The 17,896-nt window shown below is 72.5% G+C and carries 16 protein-coding genes; 5 read left to right on the top strand and 11 right to left on the bottom strand.

Annotated features, from left to right (window positions below):
• Positions 1 to 25: 25 nt before the first annotated feature.
• Both treY and glgX read right to left on the bottom strand, forming a co-directional pair.
• Complete coding sequence (treY, locus tag FIP57_RS23990; RefSeq protein ID WP_238993383.1) at positions 26 to 4,225, bottom strand: malto-oligosyltrehalose synthase; 4,200 nt, start codon at positions 4,223 to 4,225, stop codon at positions 26 to 28.
• Positions 4,226 to 4,264: 39 nt separating this feature from the next.
• Positions 4,265 to 6,466 (bottom strand): glycogen debranching protein GlgX, encoded by a 2,202-nt coding sequence (gene glgX, locus FIP57_RS10040; protein WP_148573377.1) that lies wholly within the window; start codon positions 6,464 to 6,466, stop codon positions 4,265 to 4,267.
• Positions 6,467 to 6,687: 221 nt separating this feature from the next.
• On the opposite strand from glgX, the gene FIP57_RS10035 reads away from it, so the two are divergent.
• The gene (locus FIP57_RS10035) at positions 6,688 to 7,455 is read left to right on the top strand and encodes a PIG-L deacetylase family protein (RefSeq protein WP_148573376.1); all 768 of its coding nucleotides are present in this window, start codon (positions 6,688 to 6,690) and stop codon (positions 7,453 to 7,455) included.
• Here FIP57_RS10035 and FIP57_RS10030 read toward each other — a convergent pair.
• The 3 genes from FIP57_RS10030 to FIP57_RS10025 are packed head-to-tail and all read right to left on the bottom strand — an operon-like array spanning position 7,445 to position 8,148.
• Complete coding sequence (locus FIP57_RS10030) at positions 7,445 to 7,627, bottom strand: hypothetical protein (RefSeq protein ID WP_148573375.1); 183 nt, start codon at positions 7,625 to 7,627, stop codon at positions 7,445 to 7,447. The genes FIP57_RS10035 and FIP57_RS10030 overlap by 11 nt on opposite strands.
• On the bottom strand, positions 7,624 to 7,788 hold the full coding sequence (locus tag FIP57_RS23205; protein ID WP_162529747.1) for a hypothetical protein: 165 nt from the start codon (positions 7,786 to 7,788) through the stop codon (positions 7,624 to 7,626). Before FIP57_RS23205 ends, FIP57_RS10030 begins: the two co-directional genes overlap by 4 nt.
• A 48-nt stretch (positions 7,789 to 7,836) precedes the next feature.
• A complete protein-coding gene (locus FIP57_RS10025) occupies positions 7,837 to 8,148 on the bottom strand; it encodes a hypothetical protein (RefSeq protein ID WP_148573374.1) in 312 nt (103 codons plus the stop codon).
• Between the two features lie 128 nt (positions 8,149 to 8,276).
• Here FIP57_RS10025 and FIP57_RS10020 point away from each other — a divergent pair, with 128 nt between their 5' ends.
• Both FIP57_RS10020 and FIP57_RS10015 read left to right on the top strand, forming a co-directional pair.
• On the top strand, positions 8,277 to 9,269 hold the full coding sequence (locus tag FIP57_RS10020; protein WP_148573373.1) for an NAD-dependent epimerase/dehydratase family protein: 993 nt from the start codon (positions 8,277 to 8,279) through the stop codon (positions 9,267 to 9,269).
• A complete protein-coding gene (locus tag FIP57_RS10015; RefSeq protein WP_148574133.1) occupies positions 9,266 to 10,174 on the top strand; it encodes a Gfo/Idh/MocA family oxidoreductase in 909 nt (302 codons plus the stop codon). The genes FIP57_RS10020 and FIP57_RS10015 overlap by 4 nt, the downstream gene beginning before the upstream one ends.
• 62 nt (positions 10,175 to 10,236) lie before the next feature.
• On the opposite strand, the gene FIP57_RS10010 is transcribed toward FIP57_RS10015, so the two are convergent.
• Together FIP57_RS10010 and dnaB are read right to left on the bottom strand one after the other, a co-directional pair.
• Positions 10,237 to 11,103, bottom strand: a complete 867-nt coding sequence (locus FIP57_RS10010) for a DUF6299 family protein (protein ID WP_148573372.1) — start codon at positions 11,101 to 11,103, stop codon at positions 10,237 to 10,239.
• Between the two features lie 246 nt (positions 11,104 to 11,349).
• Entirely contained in the window at positions 11,350 to 13,035 is a 1,686-nt protein-coding gene (gene dnaB, locus FIP57_RS10005; RefSeq protein WP_476739176.1) for a replicative DNA helicase, read from the bottom strand.
• Between the two features lie 712 nt (positions 13,036 to 13,747).
• Between dnaB and FIP57_RS10000 the strand changes: the two genes are divergently transcribed.
• Together FIP57_RS10000 and FIP57_RS09995 are read left to right on the top strand one after the other, a co-directional pair.
• Positions 13,748 to 15,106 carry an MATE family efflux transporter gene (locus FIP57_RS10000; protein WP_238993382.1) on the top strand — a complete coding sequence of 453 codons (1,359 nt, stop codon included), beginning with the start codon at positions 13,748 to 13,750 and terminating at the stop codon, positions 15,104 to 15,106.
• A gap of 11 nt (positions 15,107 to 15,117) precedes the next feature.
• Positions 15,118 to 15,660 (top strand): hypothetical protein, encoded by a 543-nt coding sequence (locus tag FIP57_RS09995; protein ID WP_148573370.1) that lies wholly within the window; start codon positions 15,118 to 15,120, stop codon positions 15,658 to 15,660.
• 385 nt (positions 15,661 to 16,045) lie between these two features.
• Here the strand turns inward: FIP57_RS09995 and rplI are convergent, their stop codons facing one another.
• From rplI to rpsF, 4 genes are all read right to left on the bottom strand, one after another.
• A complete protein-coding gene (gene rplI, locus FIP57_RS09990) occupies positions 16,046 to 16,501 on the bottom strand; it encodes a 50S ribosomal protein L9 (RefSeq protein WP_148573369.1) in 456 nt (151 codons plus the stop codon).
• A 14-nt stretch (positions 16,502 to 16,515) separates the two neighbouring features.
• Positions 16,516 to 16,752 carry a 30S ribosomal protein S18 gene (gene rpsR / locus FIP57_RS09985; protein WP_148573368.1) on the bottom strand — a complete coding sequence of 79 codons (237 nt, stop codon included), beginning with the start codon at positions 16,750 to 16,752 and terminating at the stop codon, positions 16,516 to 16,518.
• Positions 16,753 to 16,867: 115 nt separating this feature from the next.
• Positions 16,868 to 17,446 (bottom strand): single-stranded DNA-binding protein, encoded by a 579-nt coding sequence (locus FIP57_RS09980; protein ID WP_148573367.1) that lies wholly within the window; start codon positions 17,444 to 17,446, stop codon positions 16,868 to 16,870.
• A 78-nt stretch (positions 17,447 to 17,524) separates the two neighbouring features.
• Positions 17,525 to 17,815, bottom strand: coding sequence for a 30S ribosomal protein S6 (gene rpsF / locus FIP57_RS09975; RefSeq protein WP_148574131.1), 291 nt, complete (start codon positions 17,813 to 17,815; stop codon positions 17,525 to 17,527).
• Between the last annotated feature and the right edge of the window lie 81 nt (positions 17,816 to 17,896).

Below are 17,896 nucleotides of genomic sequence, written 5' to 3'. Positions count from 1 at the left end.
CCCGCAGGTCACGGGCGAGGATCCGCTACGGCAGCGGCACCAGCACGGCCCCGGCGTGCGGAGGCAGCTCCACCCCGCGGCGTACGGCGGTCGCGCCGGCCGGCGTCGTCCACAGCACCTCGTGGTCGGCGCCCAGGTCGACCGTCACCGAGGAGGAACCGAAGTTCACCACGACGGCAACCCTGCCACGGCGCAGCACGAACCAGCGCGCATCCTCGTCGTACTCACAAGAAGTAGTGCGCAGGTCCGGGTCGGTCAGCTCGGGCAGCCGGCGCCGGAGGTCGGCGAGCGACCGGTAGACCGACAGCACCACCGCGTGACGCCCGCCCTCCGGCTCGGACCAGTCCAGCTTCGACATCGCGAAGGTCCGGGCATCCTGCGGGTCCGGGACCGAGGCGAGGTCCCACCCCATCTTCGCGAACTCCTTGGTCCGCCCCTCGGTGACCGCCGCGCCGAGCTCGGGCTCGGGGTGCGAGGTGAAGAACGCGAACGGGGTCGACGCGGCCCACTCCTCGCCCTGGAAGAGCATCGGGGTGAACGGGCCGGCCAGCGTGAGCAGCGCCGCGCACGCGAGCTGGTCGTCGTCGAGCTTCTCGGTGATCCGGTCGCCGCGGGCGCGGTTGCCGACCTGGTCGTGGTTCTGGCTGCAGACCACGAGCCGCCAGCCGGGCATCCGGTCGACGTCGACCGGACGGCCGTGCTCGCTCTCCCGGAACGACGACCAGGTGCCGTCGTGGAAGAACCCCTTCTCGCACACCTTCGCCAGCGCCGACAGCGGCTCGAAGTCGGCGTAGTAGCCGTCGGTCTCGCCGGTCAGCTGGACGTGCAGCGCGTGGTGGAAGTCGTCGCTCCACTGCGCGTCGACGCCGTAGCCGCCGCCCTCGCGGGGGGTGACGATGCGGGTGTCGTTCATGTCCGACTCGGCGATCAGCGTCAGCGGCCGGCCGAGGTGCGCCGAGAGCCGCTGGGTGAGGACGGCCATCTCCTCGAGGAGGTGCGTCGGTGAGGAGTCCTCCAGCGCGTGCACGGCGTCGAGCCGCAGCGCGTCGACGTGGTAGTCCTCGAACCACATGCGGACGTTCTCCAGGACGTACGCGCGGACCTCGTCGCTGCCCTCGCCGTCGAGGTTGACGTGGTCGCCCCACGGGTTGGCGCCCTCGGAGGAGAGGTAGGGCCCGAACATCGGCAGGTAGTTCCCCGACGGCCCGAAGTGGTTGTAGACGACGTCCTGGACGACTCCCAGTCCGGCGGCGTGGCAGGCGTCCACGAACCGCTGGTAGGCCGCCGGTCCGCCGTACTGCTCGTGGACGGCGTGCCACAGGACGCCGTCGTAGCCCCAGCCGTGCTCGCCGTTGAACGCGTTCACCGGCAGCACCTCCACGAGATCGACGCCGATCGACCGGAGGTGCTCCAGCCTCGTCGCCGCCGCGTCGAGCGTGCCCTCCGGGGTGAACGTCCCGACGTGCAGCTCGTAGACCACCGAGCCCGCGAGCTGCCGCCCGGCCCAGCCCTCGTCGGACCAGTGGTGGACGCCGGGGTCGAAGGTGCGCGACAGCCCGTGCACCCCCGCCGGCTGGCGGCGCGAGCGCGGATCCGGGACGGGGGTCTCGGCGCCGTCGACGCGGTAGCCGTAGTCGACCTCGCCGATCGGGTCCGGACCGACCGGCGACCACCAGTCGTCGTCGCCCTTCGCCATCGGGACCACGCGGTCGCCGACCTGCAGGGAGAGGCTCTTCGGCAGCGGTGCCCAGACGTCGAAGCGGCCGCGACCGCCGCGACGGTCGTCGCGGACCAGCAGCGCCGCGGGGTACGTCGTCAGCAGCTCGGCGAGCGCAAGGCGACCGTGCTCGTCGGCCCGGAAGCGGCGTCCGGTGAGCAGCTCGGTCCACAGCCCCGGAGGGAGCGGCACGGTGGTGTCGCCCCAGCCGCCCTTGCGGCGCAGCCCGACCGGGAGCCGGGTGGCGACCGTGATCGCGCCGCCGCGGTCGAACGCGACGACGTGGTCGGCCGCCGAGCCGTCGGCGGTGAGCGGGGCGTAGGAGGTGAAGAGGTCGGGGCGGTCACGGCGCGCGGTCAGCGCCACGTGGGTGAGCAGCAGCTTGAGCGACCCGCCGTCGGCGCCGGCCTCCGCGAGCGTGGGGCGCTCGCCCGCCCGCAGCTCCTTGAGCAGGGCGGCGCGGCGGTCGAAGTCGACGGGGCGCCGGTTGTCGGGGTCGACGAGGCTCTGCTCCCACAGCTCGCTGCCCTGGTAGACGTCGGGCACGCCGGGGATCGTCAACGACACCAGCTTGGAGCTGATCGCGTTGCTCCACCCGGCCTCGTCGGCCGCCTCGAGCAGCTCGTCGAAGACCGCCCGGACCTCGGGACGGTCGAGCACCGCGTCGACGACGGCCTGCATGGCGCGCTCGTACTCCTCGTCGGGCGCGGTCCACAGGGTGCGGTCGCCGGCCTCGCGCATCGCCTTCTCGGCGTACGCGTGGAGCCGGTCGCGGAAGGCCGGGTCGGTCTCGTGGCCGCCGGACGGCCACGCGCCGAGGACCGCCTGCCACAGCAGGCTCGCGAACCCGGGGTCGGGGACCGGGACGAGCTCGAGCAGCCGCTCGAGCGTCGACGCCCACAGCTCGGGGAGCTCGGCCAGCACGGTGATCCGTGCGCGGACGTCCTCGCCGCGCTTGGTGTCGTGGGTCGAGGTCGCGGTCATCGCGTGCGGCCAGTCGGACTGGCGCACCGCCATCGCCTGGTGGAACTCCTCGGGCGCCACGGAGAAGACGCTCGGGTCGCCACCGACCTCGTTGAGCGAGGTGAGCCGGGACCAGCGGTAGAAGGCGCAGTCCTCGACACCCTTGGCCATCACCATGCCGCTGGTCTGCTGGAACCGCTGCGTCGGCGCGGCGGCGCCGTCGGACAGCACGGGCGCCAGTACGTCGAGCACGCCGGCGAGGTCCGGCCGGTGCTCGCGGGCCGCGGCCAGGGCCTGCTCGAGGTGCTCGCGCCCCTCGGGGAGGTAGGAGCGGTAGACCGGGAAGCAGGCGAGGAGCTCGGCGACCGCGTCCTCGACCTGCTCGAAGGTGGGTGAGATCGCCTCGGTGGTCGAGCCTGTCGAGGCCACGTCCTCCGGTGAGGTGGTCCCGACAGGCTCGACCGCCTCGGGGGCCTCCTCCAGCACGGCGAGCAGCTCGCGGGTGATCCGCCGGACCTCGGAGTGCAGGATCCCGTCGGCGACCTCGCGCTTGGTGCCGTGGGTCATCGCGTGCCAGTCGACTGCGGCACCGCGGAGCCGGGCCTCCAGCGCGTCGAGGGGCTCTTCACCGGCGGGGTCGACGAAGAGCCGGTCGACGGTGGCCATCGCGTCGTAGCCGGTCGTGCCGGCGGTCGCCCAGGTGCGGGGCAGCACCTCTCCGGGCTCGAGGATCTTCTCGACCAGGACGTAGGAGCCCTTGGTGAGCTCGGCGAGGTCGTCGAGGTACTTCCCCGGGTCGCGCAGGCCGTCGGGGTGGTCGACGCGGAGCCCGTCGACGAGCCCCTCGTCGAACCAGCGGCGGATCTCGGCGTGCGACCGCTCGAACCACTCGTGGTCCTCGACGCGGATCGCGACGAGGGTGTTGACCGCGAAGAACCGGCGGTAGTTGAGGTCGTGGTCGGCGTCCCGCCAGCTGACCAGCTCGTAGTGCTGGCGGGCGTGCACGTGGTTGGCGTCCTCGCCGGGGTCGTGGACGGTGCCGGGAGCCAGCGGGAAGCGGTTGTCGTGGTAGTGCAGCTCGCCCGCGAGCACCCGCAGGTTGTCGATGCGGCCGTCGGGCAGCAGGTCGTCGTCGCCGATGACGGGGATGCGGAGCCGGCCCCCGCCGGCCTCCCAGTCGATGTCGAAGGCGCCGGCGTACTGCGACTCCTGGCCATGGGTCAGGACGTGCCACCACCACTCGTTCTCCCACGGCCTGGCGACCCCGACGTGGTTCGGCACGATGTCGACGAGCACCCCCATGCCGAACCGCTGCGCCTCGGTGGCCAGGGCCGACAGCCCAGAGGCCCGGCCCCTGGAGGGGTCGATCGCCCGGTGGTCCGCGACGTCGTAACCGTGCTCGCTGCCGGACTCCGAGGAGAGCAGCGGCGAGACGTACACCCAGTCGACCCCGAGCTCGTGGAGGTAACCGAGGGTGCGGGCGGCGTCGAGGAGGTCGAAGGACTCGGTGATCTGGAGCCGGTAGGTGCTCGTGGGGGTGCGCATGCGGGGCCTGTCAGGGGTCGGTGTGGGTGGGAGGCCGGGTCAGGGACGCCGGCTGCGCGACGGTGAGCCGCTGGCCGTCACCGGGTCGGCGAGGGCCACCAGCGAGGCCGCGACGGAGGTGTCCGGCTCGGCCTCGGGCTCGGAGTACTCCGCGAGCACGAGCACGCTGCCCCCCTCGAGGGTCATCCTCGAGCCCGCCTTCTGCGGGTCGGCGTCGAGCTGGGCGGCCGCGGTGTCGATGACGACCTCCCAGGCGGGGGCGTACTCCTCGGAGGGGAGCACCAGCTCGACCGGGTCCGCGCCGGCGTTGAAGTAGAGCAGGAAGTGGTCGTCGATGATCTGGTTGCCGGTGGCGTCGGGGCCGGCGATCCCGTTGCCGTTGAGGTACATCCCGATCGCCTTGGCGCCCTCCTCCGTCCACTGGTGGTCCTCCATCGGCTCGCCGTCGGGGTGCAGCCAGACGATGTCGTTGAGCCGCGTGCCGTCGCCGGTCCGCACGGTGTTGCCGGTGAAGAACCGCTTGCGGCGGAAGGTCGGGTGGGCCATCCGCAGCTTGGCGACCGCCGCGGTGAACTCGGCCAGCGGCCAGTCCGCCTTGTCCCAGTGCACCCAGGAGATCTCGGAGTCCTGGGCGTAGGTGTTGTTGTTGCCGCCCTGCGAGCGGCCGATCTCGTCGCCGTGCAGCAGCATCGGGACGCCCTGGCTCAGCAGCAGGGTCGCGAGGAAGTTGCGCTGGGCGCGGGCGCGGAGCGCGAGCACCTCGATGTCGTCGGTCGGGCCCTCGACACCGTGGTTCCAGGAACGGTTGTGGCTCTCGCCGTCGCGGTTGTCCTCACCGTTCGCGTCGTTGTGCTTCTCGTTGTAGGACACGAGGTCGCGCAGGGTGAAGCCGTCGTGGGCGGTGACGAAGTTGATGCTGGCGAAGGGGCGCCGGCCGGAGTGCTCGTAGAGGTCCGAGGAGCCCGCGAGCCGGCTGGCGAACTCGCCCAGGGTCGGCTCGCCGCGCCAGAAGTCGCGGACGGTGTCGCGGAACTTGCCGTTCCACTCCGTCCACTGCGGCGGGAAGTTCCCGACCTGGTAGCCGCCGGGGCCGACGTCCCACGGCTCCGCGATCAGCTTGACCTGGCTGACCACCGGGTCCTGCTGCACGAGCTCGAAGAACGCCGCGAGCCGGTCGACGTCGTAGAACTCGCGGGCCAGCGCCGAGGCGAGGTCGAACCGGAAGCCGTCGACGTGCATCTCGGTCACCCAGTAGCGCAGCGAGTCCATGATCAGCTGCAGCGAGTGCGGGTGGCCGACGTTCAAGGAGTTCCCGGTGCCGGTGTAGTCCATGTAGTACTGCGGCTGGTCGTCGACCAACCGGTAGTACGCCGGGTTGTCGATCCCCTTCATGCTCAACGTCGGGCCGAGGTGGTTGCCCTCCGCGGTGTGGTTGTAGACCACGTCGAGGATCACCTCGATGCCCGCGGCGTGCATCGCCTTGACCATCGCCTTGAACTCCTGCACCTGCTGGCCCGCGGTGCGGACCGAGGCGTAGTCGGCGTGCGGCGAGAAGAACCCGAGGGTGTTGTACCCCCAGTAGTTGCGCAGCCCCTTCTCCAGCAGCGTCGAGTCCTGCACGAACTGGTGGACCGGCATCAGCTCGATCGCGGTGACACCGAGCTTGGTGAGGTGGTCGGTGACGGCCGGGTGGCCGAGGCCGGCGTACGTGCCCCGCTGCTCCTCGGGGATCTCCGGGTGGAGCTTGGTGAGCCCCTTGACGTGCGCCTCGTAGATGAACGACTCGTTGTAGGGGACCGAGAGCTGCCGGTCACCCTCCCAGTCGAAGAAGGGGTTGATGACGACGCCGAGCATCATGTGCTGGGCGCTGTCGAGGTCGTTGCGGCTGTCCTCGTCGCCGAAGTGGTAGCCGAACAGCGACTCGTCCCAGTCGATCTCGCCGTCGGTGGCCTTGGCGTAGGGGTCCAGCAACAGCTTGTTCGGGTTGCACCGGACGCCGTTCGCCGGGTCGTAGGGGCCGTGCACCCGGTAGCCGTAGCGCTGCCCCGGCTGGACGAGCGGCAGGTAGCCGTGCCAGACGTGCGCGTCGACCTCGGTCAGCTCGACGCGGGTCTCGTTGCGCTCGTCGTCGAAGAGGCAGAGCTCGACGCGTTCGGCGACCTCGGAGAAGAGCGCGAAGTTGGTCCCGCTCCCGTCGTACGTCGCACCGAGCGGATAGGCGTTTCCGGGCCAGACGTGCACGGTTCTCCTCAGGTCATGCGGGTGCTGCTGTGAACGATCCAAGACGTACCCGCGCCTCGGCCCGCCAACCCTCGGCGGACCCCCGTCGCGGAGTGCTGCAGGACACGCAGCCGGCACCCAGCGACCTTGGTCCGTTACCGAGGGCCGTCCGCCCACGACACCATCGGCCGGGCGGCCACGGCAAGGGCGCCGGGCGGGGCGACCAGACGAGGAGATCGAGGATGACCGGGACGGTGACCGAGCAGCGGTTCGAGCGGCTGCTGCGACCAGGGGCGCGGCTGCAGGTCGTGGTCGCCCACCCCGACGACGAGACGTTCGGTTGCGGGTCGCTGCTCCTCCTCGCGGCTGCGGCCGGCGTGACGACCGCGGTCTGCTGCGCGACCCGCGGCGAGGCGGGTGAACCGGCCCCGGGCACCACGCTGCCCGAGGGCGGGCTGGGCGTCCTGCGCGAACGCGAGCTGCACGACGCGGCCGGGCTGCTCGGGGTCGGCGAGGTGACGCTGCTCGGGTTCCGGGACTCCGGGATGGACGGCCCGGCCGACGGCTCGACGCTCGTGGGTGCGGCGTACGACGAGGTGCGGGACGCCGTCGCCGCGGCGGTCGACGGCTTCGCGCCCGACGTGGTGGTCACCCTCGACGCCAGCGACGGGCACCGCGACCACGCCCGGATCCGCGACGCGGCGGTGGAGGTCGCGGCGGCGCGGGGCGTGCCGGCGTACCTGCACTGCCTCTCCCGCTCCACGATGGAGCGGTGGGCGGCGTTCATGGCGGCCGGCGACCCCACCTCGCCGTACCTCTCGCTGGGGCCGCTCGGCACCCCCGACGACCAGCTCACCGACCGGCTCGACACCACTGCCCACCGCGACGCGCGGTGGCGGGCGATCCGCGCGCACCGCTCGCAGACCTCGCCGTTCGAGGGGCTGCCCGACGGGCTCGCGGACGAGTTCCTCTGCACCGAGCACCTGATGAGGGTCCCGGTCAGGGGGTGATGTCCTCCGGCGGACCGTCGCCGCGCAGGTTCTCGTCGTCGAGCGCGAGTGGTTCCTCGGCGTGGAGCTCCTCGTCGCGCACCGCCGCGTCGTCGTCGGTGCCGGTCGAGAGCCCCTCGTCGTCGACGTCGTCGATCGCGACGAGCCGTTCGTCGTCAGGGCTGCTGGTCACGGGGCGGCTCCTTCCTCGGGGACGTCCGGAGCGTCCACCCGGTTCTCCTGCTCCTCGGGGCTGAGGTCGACGCGCTCGGACGCGTCGGCCGTCGAGACACCTTCCTCCGCGGGGGTGCCCCCGAGGTCCAGTGGGCGCTCCTCGTCAGGGTGGGTGCTCATGGCTCCGTCGTACCCGACCGGCCCGACGGCACACAAGGGCGGCCTCGCTCAGACGGACTCGCTGGGGTCCGCGAACGGCGCGTTGACCCCGTCCCGGTCGTCGTCCTCGAAGGTGCCGCTGATCGGGTCGAACGTCCGGCCGGTGTTGTCGACCTCGGTGAACTCGGGCCGGTTCTCCGGGTCGAGCCTCCGCTGCCGCTCGGCCTCGAGCTCCTCCTCCGAGAGCTCGGTCTGCTCGGGCGACTTCTCGCGGTCCGCGACGATCTCCTTCCCGCCGGGCTGCTGCTCCGGAGCCGGGCTCTCCTCGTCGATGACCGGGTTCTCGTGGTGGCGGATCTGGTCCCCCGACGTGTCGCTCACGTGTCCTCCTCGCCGCCCCCCGTCGGTCGTCGGGGGCTCGCGGAGCAGGCTTCCCACGTCGCGCGAGTTGCAACGCCGCCCGCGCGGTGGCCTTGTCCACCGGCACCGCGACCGGTGGGATGGGGCGCATGAGGCTGCTCGTCCTGGGGGGAACCCGCTGGCTCGGCCGCGAGGTGGTGTCCGCCGCGCTGACCGCAGGGGACGAGGTCGTCTGCCTCGCGCGCGGGACGGCGGCCACGGTGCCCGAGGGCGCCCGGCTCGTGGTCGCCGACCGGACGGCCGGCACGTCGGCGTACGACGGGCTCGACGGGCGGTTCGACGCCGTGATCGACCTGGCCACCCACCCCGGTCACGTCCGTGGCGCGGTCGCGGCGCTGGCCGACCGGTGCGAGCGGTACCTCTACGTCTCGTCCGGGAGCGTCTACGCCGACACCTCGCGGGCCGGTGCGACGGTCGACGCCGAGACGTTGCCACCCCTGGCGGCCGACACGATGGGGTCGCTGGAGGAGTACGGCTCGGCGAAGGTCGCCTGCGAGCAGGCCGTCCTGGCCACCTTCGGCGCGGGCCGGTCGCTGGTCGCGCGGGCCGGGCTGATCGGCGGGCCCGGGGACGCGTCCGGGCGCACGACGTACTGGCCCTGGCGGTTCGCCCACCCGGCCTCCGCCGACGGGACCGTGCTGGTGCCGGACGTGCCCGGGCTGATGACGCAGGTCGTCGACGCCCGCGACCTCGCCACCTGGCTCGTCGAGTCCGCCCGCCTCGGCCGCACGGGCACCGTGAACGCCACCGGCGACACCGTGCCCCTCGAGGAGCACCTGCGCACGGCGCGCGAGGTCGCCGGCCACGACGGGCCGCTCGCCGCCGTGCCGCCGGCCTGGCTGGAGGAGCGCGAGGTGCAGCCGTGGGCCGGGCCGCGCTCCCTGCCGCTGTGGCTGCCGCTGCCGGAGTACGCCGGCTTCGGCGACCGGGACGCGTCCGGCGCGCGTGGCCTCGGGCTGGTGCCCCGGCCGCTCGCCGAGACGCTGGCCGACGGGCTCGCCTGGCAGGAGTCGGTCGGGGCGCCGGCCGGCGCGGGGCTCACCGACGAGGAGGAGCGGTCCTTCCTCGCCGAGCTGCCATGACGACGCCCCACGCCCCCGTCGGCACCGTCGGCATCGTCGGGCTCGGCACCATCGCGCTCACCCACACGACCGTGCTCCGCGCGCTGCTGCCGGACGCCCGGCTCGTCGGCGTCGACCCTCGGGGCGCGTCCGCCTCGGCCGCCGGTGCCGTCGACGCCGTGGTCCCCGACCTCGACGCCGCCCCGGAGGTGGGGCTGTGGGTGGTCGCCACCCCGACCCACACCCACGGCCCGCTCGCGGCTCGGCTGCTGACCACGACCGCCGCGACGGTGCTGGTCGAGAAACCCCTCGTCGCCTCCGCGTCGGAGCTGGCTGCCCTCGACGGTGTCGACCCGGCGGCGGTCGAGGGGCGGCTCCGGGTGGCGCACCACTTCGCGTACTCCCCCGAGGTCCGGTGGGCTGCGACGGTGGCCCCGGGTCCGCTCCGGAGCGTGGTGTCGGTGTTCCACGACCCCTACGTCCGCAAGAGCCCGGAGGAGCTCGCGTCGTACGGCTCGTCCTGGACCGACTCCGGACCCAACCAGCTGAGCATGCTGCTCCGCTGGGTGGACGACGTCACCCTCGCCTCCGTCGACGACCAGGGCCACCGGGGCCACGCGGCCGGGACGCTGGGCGGCGGGGGCACGGTCACGCTGGTGACGAGCTGGTACGCCGCGGACAGCAGCAAGCGGACCGTGCTGCGCTACGACGACGACATCGAGGTGTGGCTCGACCACACCGCGGTGACGGCGACGAAGTTCCGCGGTGGTCGCCCCATGGCGTGGCTCGACGACGACGGCACGACGCCGCGGAAGGTGGCCCACTACCGGCCGCTCTACGAGGCGCTGCTCTCCGGCGATGACGACGAGCTGCTCCGGTTCGACGCCGCCCGGCGGGTGGTGGAGCAGCTCCGGCCGGGCGGCTGACGGGCGGCTGACGGGCGGCTGACGGGCGGCTGACGGGCGGCTGACGGGCGGCTGAGGGCGGCTCAGCGCGGCCAAGCGCGGGTGGTCGACAGCCGCGGCCGCTCGACGGGCGGAGGAGCCTGGGAGCGGACCGAGGACCCGCCGGCGCGGACCAGCCGGACGGTGCGGCGGGCCTTCTCGGTGGTGCAGGAGGCGAGCCCGCACCCCTGCGCCTCCACGACCACCCGCGCGCGGCCGGGGGCGTAGAGCCCGATCTCCGACACCGCCCGGACCGACCAGGTGTGGCGGCGGCCGTCGCAGCGGATCCGGGTGCCGAACGCCGACGGGATCTTCAGCCGGCCGGCCCGCTGCTCGAGCGAGCCGAAGAGGAACCCGGCGCCCTCGCCGCGGCACCGGTAGCTGCCACGGACCCGGGCATCGCCGTTGCGGTAGGCGAGCCCGCGGCGGGCGACCGAGAGCTCGATCCGCGGCTTCGGCGCGACCTTCAGCGTGGCGACGAGGCGGCCGCCCTGGTCCCGGGTGTCGTTGAAGATCATCACCGAGTACGTCGTGCCGGCGCGCGCCTGGAACGCGACCCGCTCCGGCCCGCAGTTCACCAGCGTCCGGGGCCGTGGCTCGCCCCGGAACACCATGGCGCCGACGCTGTAGTCGGAGCGGCGCAGGTCGACCACCAGGTCGCGGTCGCGGCGGGCGTGGACGGTGTACCAGACCGACGCCCCCGTGGCCGGGGCCCCGCAGAAGTTGTTGAGCCGCCCGTCCTGGTCGTCGGTGGTCGCCTCGCGGGTGTCCTGGACGACCCGCTCGTCGAGGCGGAGCCGGACGGCGCCGGCAGGTGAGTCGTTGTCCGGCGGGACGGCCGCAGCAGGCGGCGTGACCAGCGGGACGAGGAGAAATCCGGCCGCGAGGCCGGTGAGGAGCCGGTGCGTCATGGCGCTCACCTCGAGGTGTGGTTCCCCGCCCCGAGCGCGGGGACTCCCTTGCACCGTAAGCCTGCGAGCCTCCGGCGGACGGGGCCCTTCGTCCCGATCGTGCGCGGCTCGGGACGGATCGGCGGGACGGATCGGTGAGGACGGGTTGGTGGGGACCCGGGGAGAACGGGCCCCCACCACCTCCCACCCGGCCGTGGACCCGGGAGAGTGGTCCGCGACCGGGAGACCCGGGGCAGCTGGGAGGAGCTAGCCCTGGGCCATGTCCACGAACCGCGAGTAGTGGCCCTGGAACGCGACGACCACGTCGCGGGTCGGGCCGTTGCGGTGCTTGGCGACGATCAGGTCGGCCTCGCCGGGGCGGGTCGACTCCTTCTCGTAGACGTCCTCGCGGTGGAGCAGGATCACCATGTCCGCATCTTGCTCGATAGATCCGCTCTCGCGTAGATCGCTAAGCATGGGCCGTTTGTCCGATCTTTGCTCCGGGCCACGGTTGAGCTGGGAGAGCGCGATGACCGGGACCTCGAGCTCCTTGGCGAGCAGCTTGATCTGCCGGGAGAACTCCGAGACCTCGAGCTGGCGGGACTCGACCTTCTTGCCGGAGGTCATCAGCTGCAGGTAGTCGATGACGATCAGCCGCAGGTCATGGCGTTGCTTGAGCCGGCGGGCCTTCGCCCGGATCTCCATCATCGTCATGTTGGGCGAGTCGTCGATGAAGAGCGGGGCGGCCGAGACCTCGCCCATCTTGCGGGCGAGCTTCTGCCAGTCCTCGTCGGTCATGTGGCCGTTGCGCATGTGGTTGAGCGGGATCTTCGCCTCGGCGGAGAGCAACCGCATGGTGATCTCGTTGCGCGTCATCTCCAGGCTGAAGATCACCGCGGCCTGGTTGTGGTGGATGCTCGCGGCGCGGCAGAGGTCGAGCGCAAGCGTCGAGTTGTGGGTGGGGACGCCGGAGGGGCCGGCGAGGTAGAGGTGGTCGTCGTTCTCCACCTGGACGCAGCGCACCGGCACGGTGGGCACCGGCTCGACGCGCTCGACCTTCATCGCCGACCCGTCGGGCATCGTGATCGCGTGGGCACGGCCCGCGGCGAGCGAGCGGCGGATGTCGCCGGTGGTCACCGTCGCGGGCACCTCGTCGCCGGCCGCGGTGGTCCGCCACTGGTGCTGCCAGTCGGCCACCAGGCTCGAGCCGTCGGAGAAGGTCACCTCGTAGCAGGGGCGCCCGAGCATCTCCCCGGTCGCGGCGACCACCTCGGTCGGCGCGCCCGTCGCGTCGAGCAGCAGGTCGCCCACCCGGACCTCGCCCATCGTGGTCCACCCGGTCGGGGTCGGCAGCGGCGTGTCGAGGGCGAGCGCCTTCCCGACCGCGGGACGCGCGGCGATGATGATCATCTGGCCGCCGTGGAAGCCGTTGGTGAGCTCGTCGAGGTCGGCGAACCCGGTCGGCACGCCGGTCATCTCGCCGCCGCGGTTGGAGATCGCCTCGATCTCGTCGAGGGTCGCCTCCATGATCGCGCTCAGCGGGGCGTAGTCCTCGGTGCTCCGCTTGTCGGTGACCTGGTAGACCTCCTGCTGCGCGGCGTCGACCACGTCGTCGACCTCGCCCTCACCGGCGTACCCCATCTGGACGATGCGGGTGCCGGCGCTGACCAGCCGGCGCAGGATCGCCTTCTCGCGGACGATCTCGGCGTAGTAGGAGGCGTTCGCGGCGATCGGCACCGACGCCGACAGCGTGTGGAGGTACGGCGCGCCGCCGACCCGGACGAGCTCGCCGCGCCGGCTGAGCTCCGCAGCGGTGGTGACCGGGTCGACCGGCTCGCCCCGGCCGTAGAGGTCGATCATCGCCTCGAAGATCGTCTCGTGGGCGGGGCGGTAGAAGTCGGTCCCGCGGATCGTCTCGACGACGTCGGCGATGGCGTCCTTGGAGAGCAGCATCGAGCCGAGCACCGACTGCTCCGCGGAGTTGTCCGCCGGGGGCATCCGGTCGGAGTAGCCGCCCCCCGCGCTCGCGTAGGCCGCCTCGGGGTCCCACGGCTCGGCGTCCATCGCCGAGCCCGGTCCGGCCTGCCCCGTCACGCTCATCCGCTGCCTCCCACGGCTCGTGCTGCCGGCTTCACTGGTGGTGCTGTCAGTGGTGCTGCTGGTGCTGGTGTGCCTTGCCGGCGAACGTACGGAACACCACCGACAAATCGCGTCGAGCCCGGCCCTGGACGGCTCGGAGGAGCCGGCGACCGGTTGCGGAAAGGCGAACGTAGTGCGGATCGGGCGGGGCACCAACCCCGTTGTCCACAGGCCATGTGGATAACTGGGGGAACCGTGTGGAACACGCCGTGATCGGTGTGCACGGCCTGTTCACACACCTGTGGACAGAACCTGTGAATCTCCGCCGACACCCGTTCTGACCTGCGGGAACGTCTCTCCCCCGATGTGAGTCGAAGAAATTCCGAGACGGATTCCGCATCGCTGACCGGGACAGGACCTTCGGTCGTCCGGACCACCGCCCAGCCGTGCGCAGCCACACCCTCCACAGGTTCTACACAGGGCGGCCCACTACCGCGGACCGGCGGCGCTCCGCAAGGAGTCGGCCGGAAATAGTCCGGAGCCAGCGATGTCAATGACCCGCTCCGGGCGCAGGTACCGTGCCCAGGTGCCCCGTCGTCGCCATCCCGAGACCACCCCTCGGGCCGGCCGCGAGGTGGACCGGCAGATCATCGCCCTCGCGGTCCCGGCCTTCCTGTCGCTCGTCGCGGAGCCGCTCTTCCTCCTCGCGGACGCCGCGATCATCGGCCACCTCGGCACCACCGAGCTCGCCGGCCTCGGGATCGCGTCGGTCGTGCTGCGCCTGGTCGTCGGGCTCTGCGTCTTCCTGGCCTACGCCACGACGGCGGCGGTGGCCCGCCAGCTCGGGGCCGGCCGGCGGGCGGCGGCACTCCAGCAGGGGGTCGACGGGCTGTGGCTCGCGGTGGTCGTCGGTGCGGCCACCACCGTCGCCGGACTCCTGGTCACCCAGCAGGTGGTGGCCCTCTTCGGCTCGGGCAACGAGGTCGCCGACGCCGCGTCGACGTACCTCCGGGTGGCGTGGTTCGGCGTCACCCCGATGCTGCTGGTGCTCGCCGCCACCGGCGTGCTGCGCGGCCTCGCGGACACCCGCACCCCACTCGTGGTGGCGGTCGCGGCCAACGTCGTCAACGTCGTCCTCAACGTGGTCCTCGTCTACGGCCTCGACCTCGGGGTGGCCGGCTCCGCGCTCGGCACCGACCTGGCCCAGCTCGGTGCCGCGGTCGCGCTGGTCGCCGTGGTGGTCCGGCTGGCCCGGCGGGAGGGGGCCGCGCTCCGCCCCCACGCCGACGGGGTACGCCGCTCCGCGCGCGCCGGCGGTCCGCTGCTCGTGCGGACCCTCAGCCTCCAGGCGTGCCTGGTCGCGATGACCTGGTGCGCAGCCGGGATGGGGGCCACCGCCACGGCGACGCACCAGGTGGCGACGACGGTCTGGAGCTTCCTCGCCTACGCCCTCGACGCCGTGGCGATCGCCGCGCAGACCATCACCGGGACGGCGCTCGGGGCCGGCGACGCCGCGCTGACCCGCGAGGCGACCGACCGCATGGTGCGGATCGGGTTGGTGTCCGGGGTCGTCACCGGGGTGCTGCTCGCCCTCACCGCCCCGGTCCTCGGGCCGCTCTTCACCGACGACCCCGAGGTGGTGCGGCTGCTCGCGAAGGTGCTGCTGGTGGCCGCCGTGTTCCAGCCGGTCGCCGGCGTCGTGTTCGTCCTCGACGGCGTGCTGATCGGGGCGGGGGACGGTCGGTACCTCGCCGCCGTCGGCGCGCTGGTCACCGCCGGCTTCGTCCCCTGCGCGGTGCTCCTGGCCTCGCAGGTCTCCGGCTCGACCGGGCTGGTGTGGCTCTGGGTGGTCTTCGGGGTGGTGTTCATCGGCGGCCGCGCGGTCGTCCTGGTGCTCCGCGCGCGTACCGACCGCTGGATGGTCCTGGGCACCGAGCGCCACTAGGCTGCCCGGCGATGGCCGCGCTGCAGACGGTTGCGATGGGGCTGGTCCTCGTCTTCCTCGACGTCCAGCCGTCCGGATGGGACTGGGTCCCGGACCCCCTGGGCTGGGTGCTGGTGCTGCTCGGCCTCTCCGGGCTCAAGGAGCTGCTCCCCAACCACAGGGGCACCACGGTCACCGCGTGGCTGTGCCTCCTCGTCGACGTGCTGATCTGGCCGCCGGGGTCGGTGGCGGAGGTCGACGACAGCCTCGGGTGGCTCTTCAGCGTGCCGACCCTCGCCTTCTGCTTCCTGGTCTGCGACGCGCTCACCGACCTCTCCGACAGCGGTCGGCAGGCGCTCTTCCGGTGGCTGCGGAACCTGTACGTCGTCGTGGCCGTCCTCCCGCTGCTCGTGCACTGGGTCGGCTGGGAGTGGCTCGAGCTGCCGAGCGCCGCCCTCGCCGTGGGGTGCAACGTGGTGCTCGTCGTGGCGCTCTGGTCGGCCGGCGACGAGGACGAGGAGGACGACGACGACCCCCTGACGCGGATCCGCCGCCGCACCGCCCCCGACGACTGAACTTCTGTGTCGAGCCGCCCCTCGTGGCGCGCCCGGGCTGTGTCGAGCCGCCCTTCGTGGCGCGGGGGCGCCGCTGGTGGCGGCGGCCGGGAGGGGTGGCGGGGCGGGCGTGCATGGGACTGACCCCCCGGAGCGACGAAGGAGCGCAGGGGTGGTTCCCCGCCCCGCGACCCCGGACGGCCGAGGACCGCCGCCAGCGGCGGCTCCCCTCACCACAAGGGGCGGCTCAACACCGAATCCCGCGCCACGAGGGGCAGCTCAACACCGAACCCCCCGCCACGAGGGGCGGCTCGACGCGACCCGGAAAACGGCGACCGCCCCCGGGGGAACCCCAGGGGCGGTCGGAGGAGGTACGACGTCCGCGGACGCCGTCAGCCGTCCAGGGTCAGGCAGGGACGACGTTGAGGTTGACCTGCGCCTCGACCTCGTCGTGCACCTTGACGGTGACGCGGTGCTCGCCGAGCGACTTGATCGGGTTGCCGACGAGGATCTTCCGCTTGTCGACCACGTCGGACGAGCCGCCCGCTGCCTTGTTGATCGCGGCGGCGATGTCCGACACCGTGACGGCGCCGAAGAGACGGCCGCCCTGGCCGGCCCGCACGGGGACGGTCACGGCTGTGCCCTCGAGGGTCGCCTTGATCTCCTTGGCCTTGCCGAGGTCGGCGACCTGGCGCGCCTGACGGGCGCTCTTGATCGAGTCGATCTGCTTCTCGCCGCCGCGGGTCCAGCGGATCGCGAAGCCGCGCGGGATCAGGAAGTTGCGGCCGTAGCCGTCCTTCACCTCGACGATGTCACCGGGCGAACCGAGGCCGGTGACCTCCTGGGTCAGGATGAGCTTCATCTGGTGCTCCCCTCTCAGCGCGCGGTCGACGTGTAGGGCAGCAGCGCGACCTCGCGGGCGTTCTTGACCGCCGTGGCGACGTCACGCTGGTGCTGCACGCAGTTGCCGGTGACCCGACGCGCGCGGATCTTGCCGCGGTCGGAGATGAACTTCCTCAACAGCGTCGTGTCCTTGTAGTCCACGTACGCCGTCTTGTCCTTGCAGAACTGGCAGACCTTCTTCTTGGGCTTGCGCAGAACCGGCTTGGCCATTGTGGTGCTCCTTCGTGAGCCCGGCCCCTGCCGATGACGGGGCCGGAATGGTTGTCGTGTTGTCGTGGCGCACCGAGGACGGTGCGCCGGGTGGCCCGCCGAGGCGGGCCGGTCCTCAGAACGGAGGCTCGTCCTGGGCGGCCGGAGCGTTGGACGCCCACGGGTCGTTGGCCGGCTGGGCGGTCGGACCGCCCCAACCGCCGCCACCCTGGCCGCCACCCTGGCCGCCGCCCTGGTTGCCGCCCGAGACGCCGGGGGTCGCCCACGGGTCGTCCTGCTGCGCTGGGGCGCCGCCCCCGCCGCCGTACGACCCACCACCGCCGCCGGAGCGGCTGGTCTTCTGCACCTTGGCGGTGGCGTACTTCAGGCTGGGCCCGACCTCCTGGACGTCGATCTCGAACACCGTGCGCTTCTCGCCCTCGCGGGTCTCGTAGCTGCGGGCCTTGAGGTTGCCCTGGACGATCACGCGCATCCCCCGCACCAGCGACTCGGCGGCGTTCTCGGCCGCCTGCCGCCACACGGAGCAGTTGAGGAACAGCGCCTCGCCGTCCTTCCACTCGTTGGTCTGCCGGTCGAACGTCCGCGGCGTGGAGGCCACGGTGAAGTTCGCGACGGCAGCACCCGAGGGGGTGAAGCGCAGCTCGGGGTCAGCGGTGAGGTTGCCGACCACGGTGATCGGGGTTTCGCCTGCCATGGGTTGACTCCTGCGTCAGTGGAACTCGGATGCTCGGTTGCCTGCGAACCTAGTGGGGCGCGCCGACAACCGGGAGCCTCACTTGGCGTCGGGACGGATGACCTTGGTCCGCAGCACCGACTCGTTCAGCGTGAGCTGACGGTCGAGCTCCTTGACCGTCGCCGGCTCGGCCTTCAGGTCGATGACGGCGTAGATCCCCTCGGCGTTCTTCTGGATCTCGTAGGCGAGCCGTCGCTTGCCCCACACGTCGACGTTCTCCACCTCGCCGCCGTCCTGACGGACCACGTTGAGGTAAGTGTCGAGCGACGGGGCGACGGTGCGCTCGTCGAGGCTGGGGTCGAGGATGACCATCACTTCATAGCTACGCACAGCAGTCTCCACCTCCTTCGGACTCAGGCGGCCACGGTCGTTCCGTGGCAGGAGGGCTGGTGCGTCGGCCCACCAGAGCGG

This window comes from Nocardioides caldifontis (assembly GCF_008087345.1).
In the GTDB taxonomy this organism is placed as follows: domain Bacteria; phylum Actinomycetota; class Actinomycetes; order Propionibacteriales; family Nocardioidaceae; genus Marmoricola_A; species Marmoricola_A caldifontis.
Note: the sequence above shows the minus strand (reverse complement) of the source record. Positions and strands in the feature narration are given on the sequence as shown.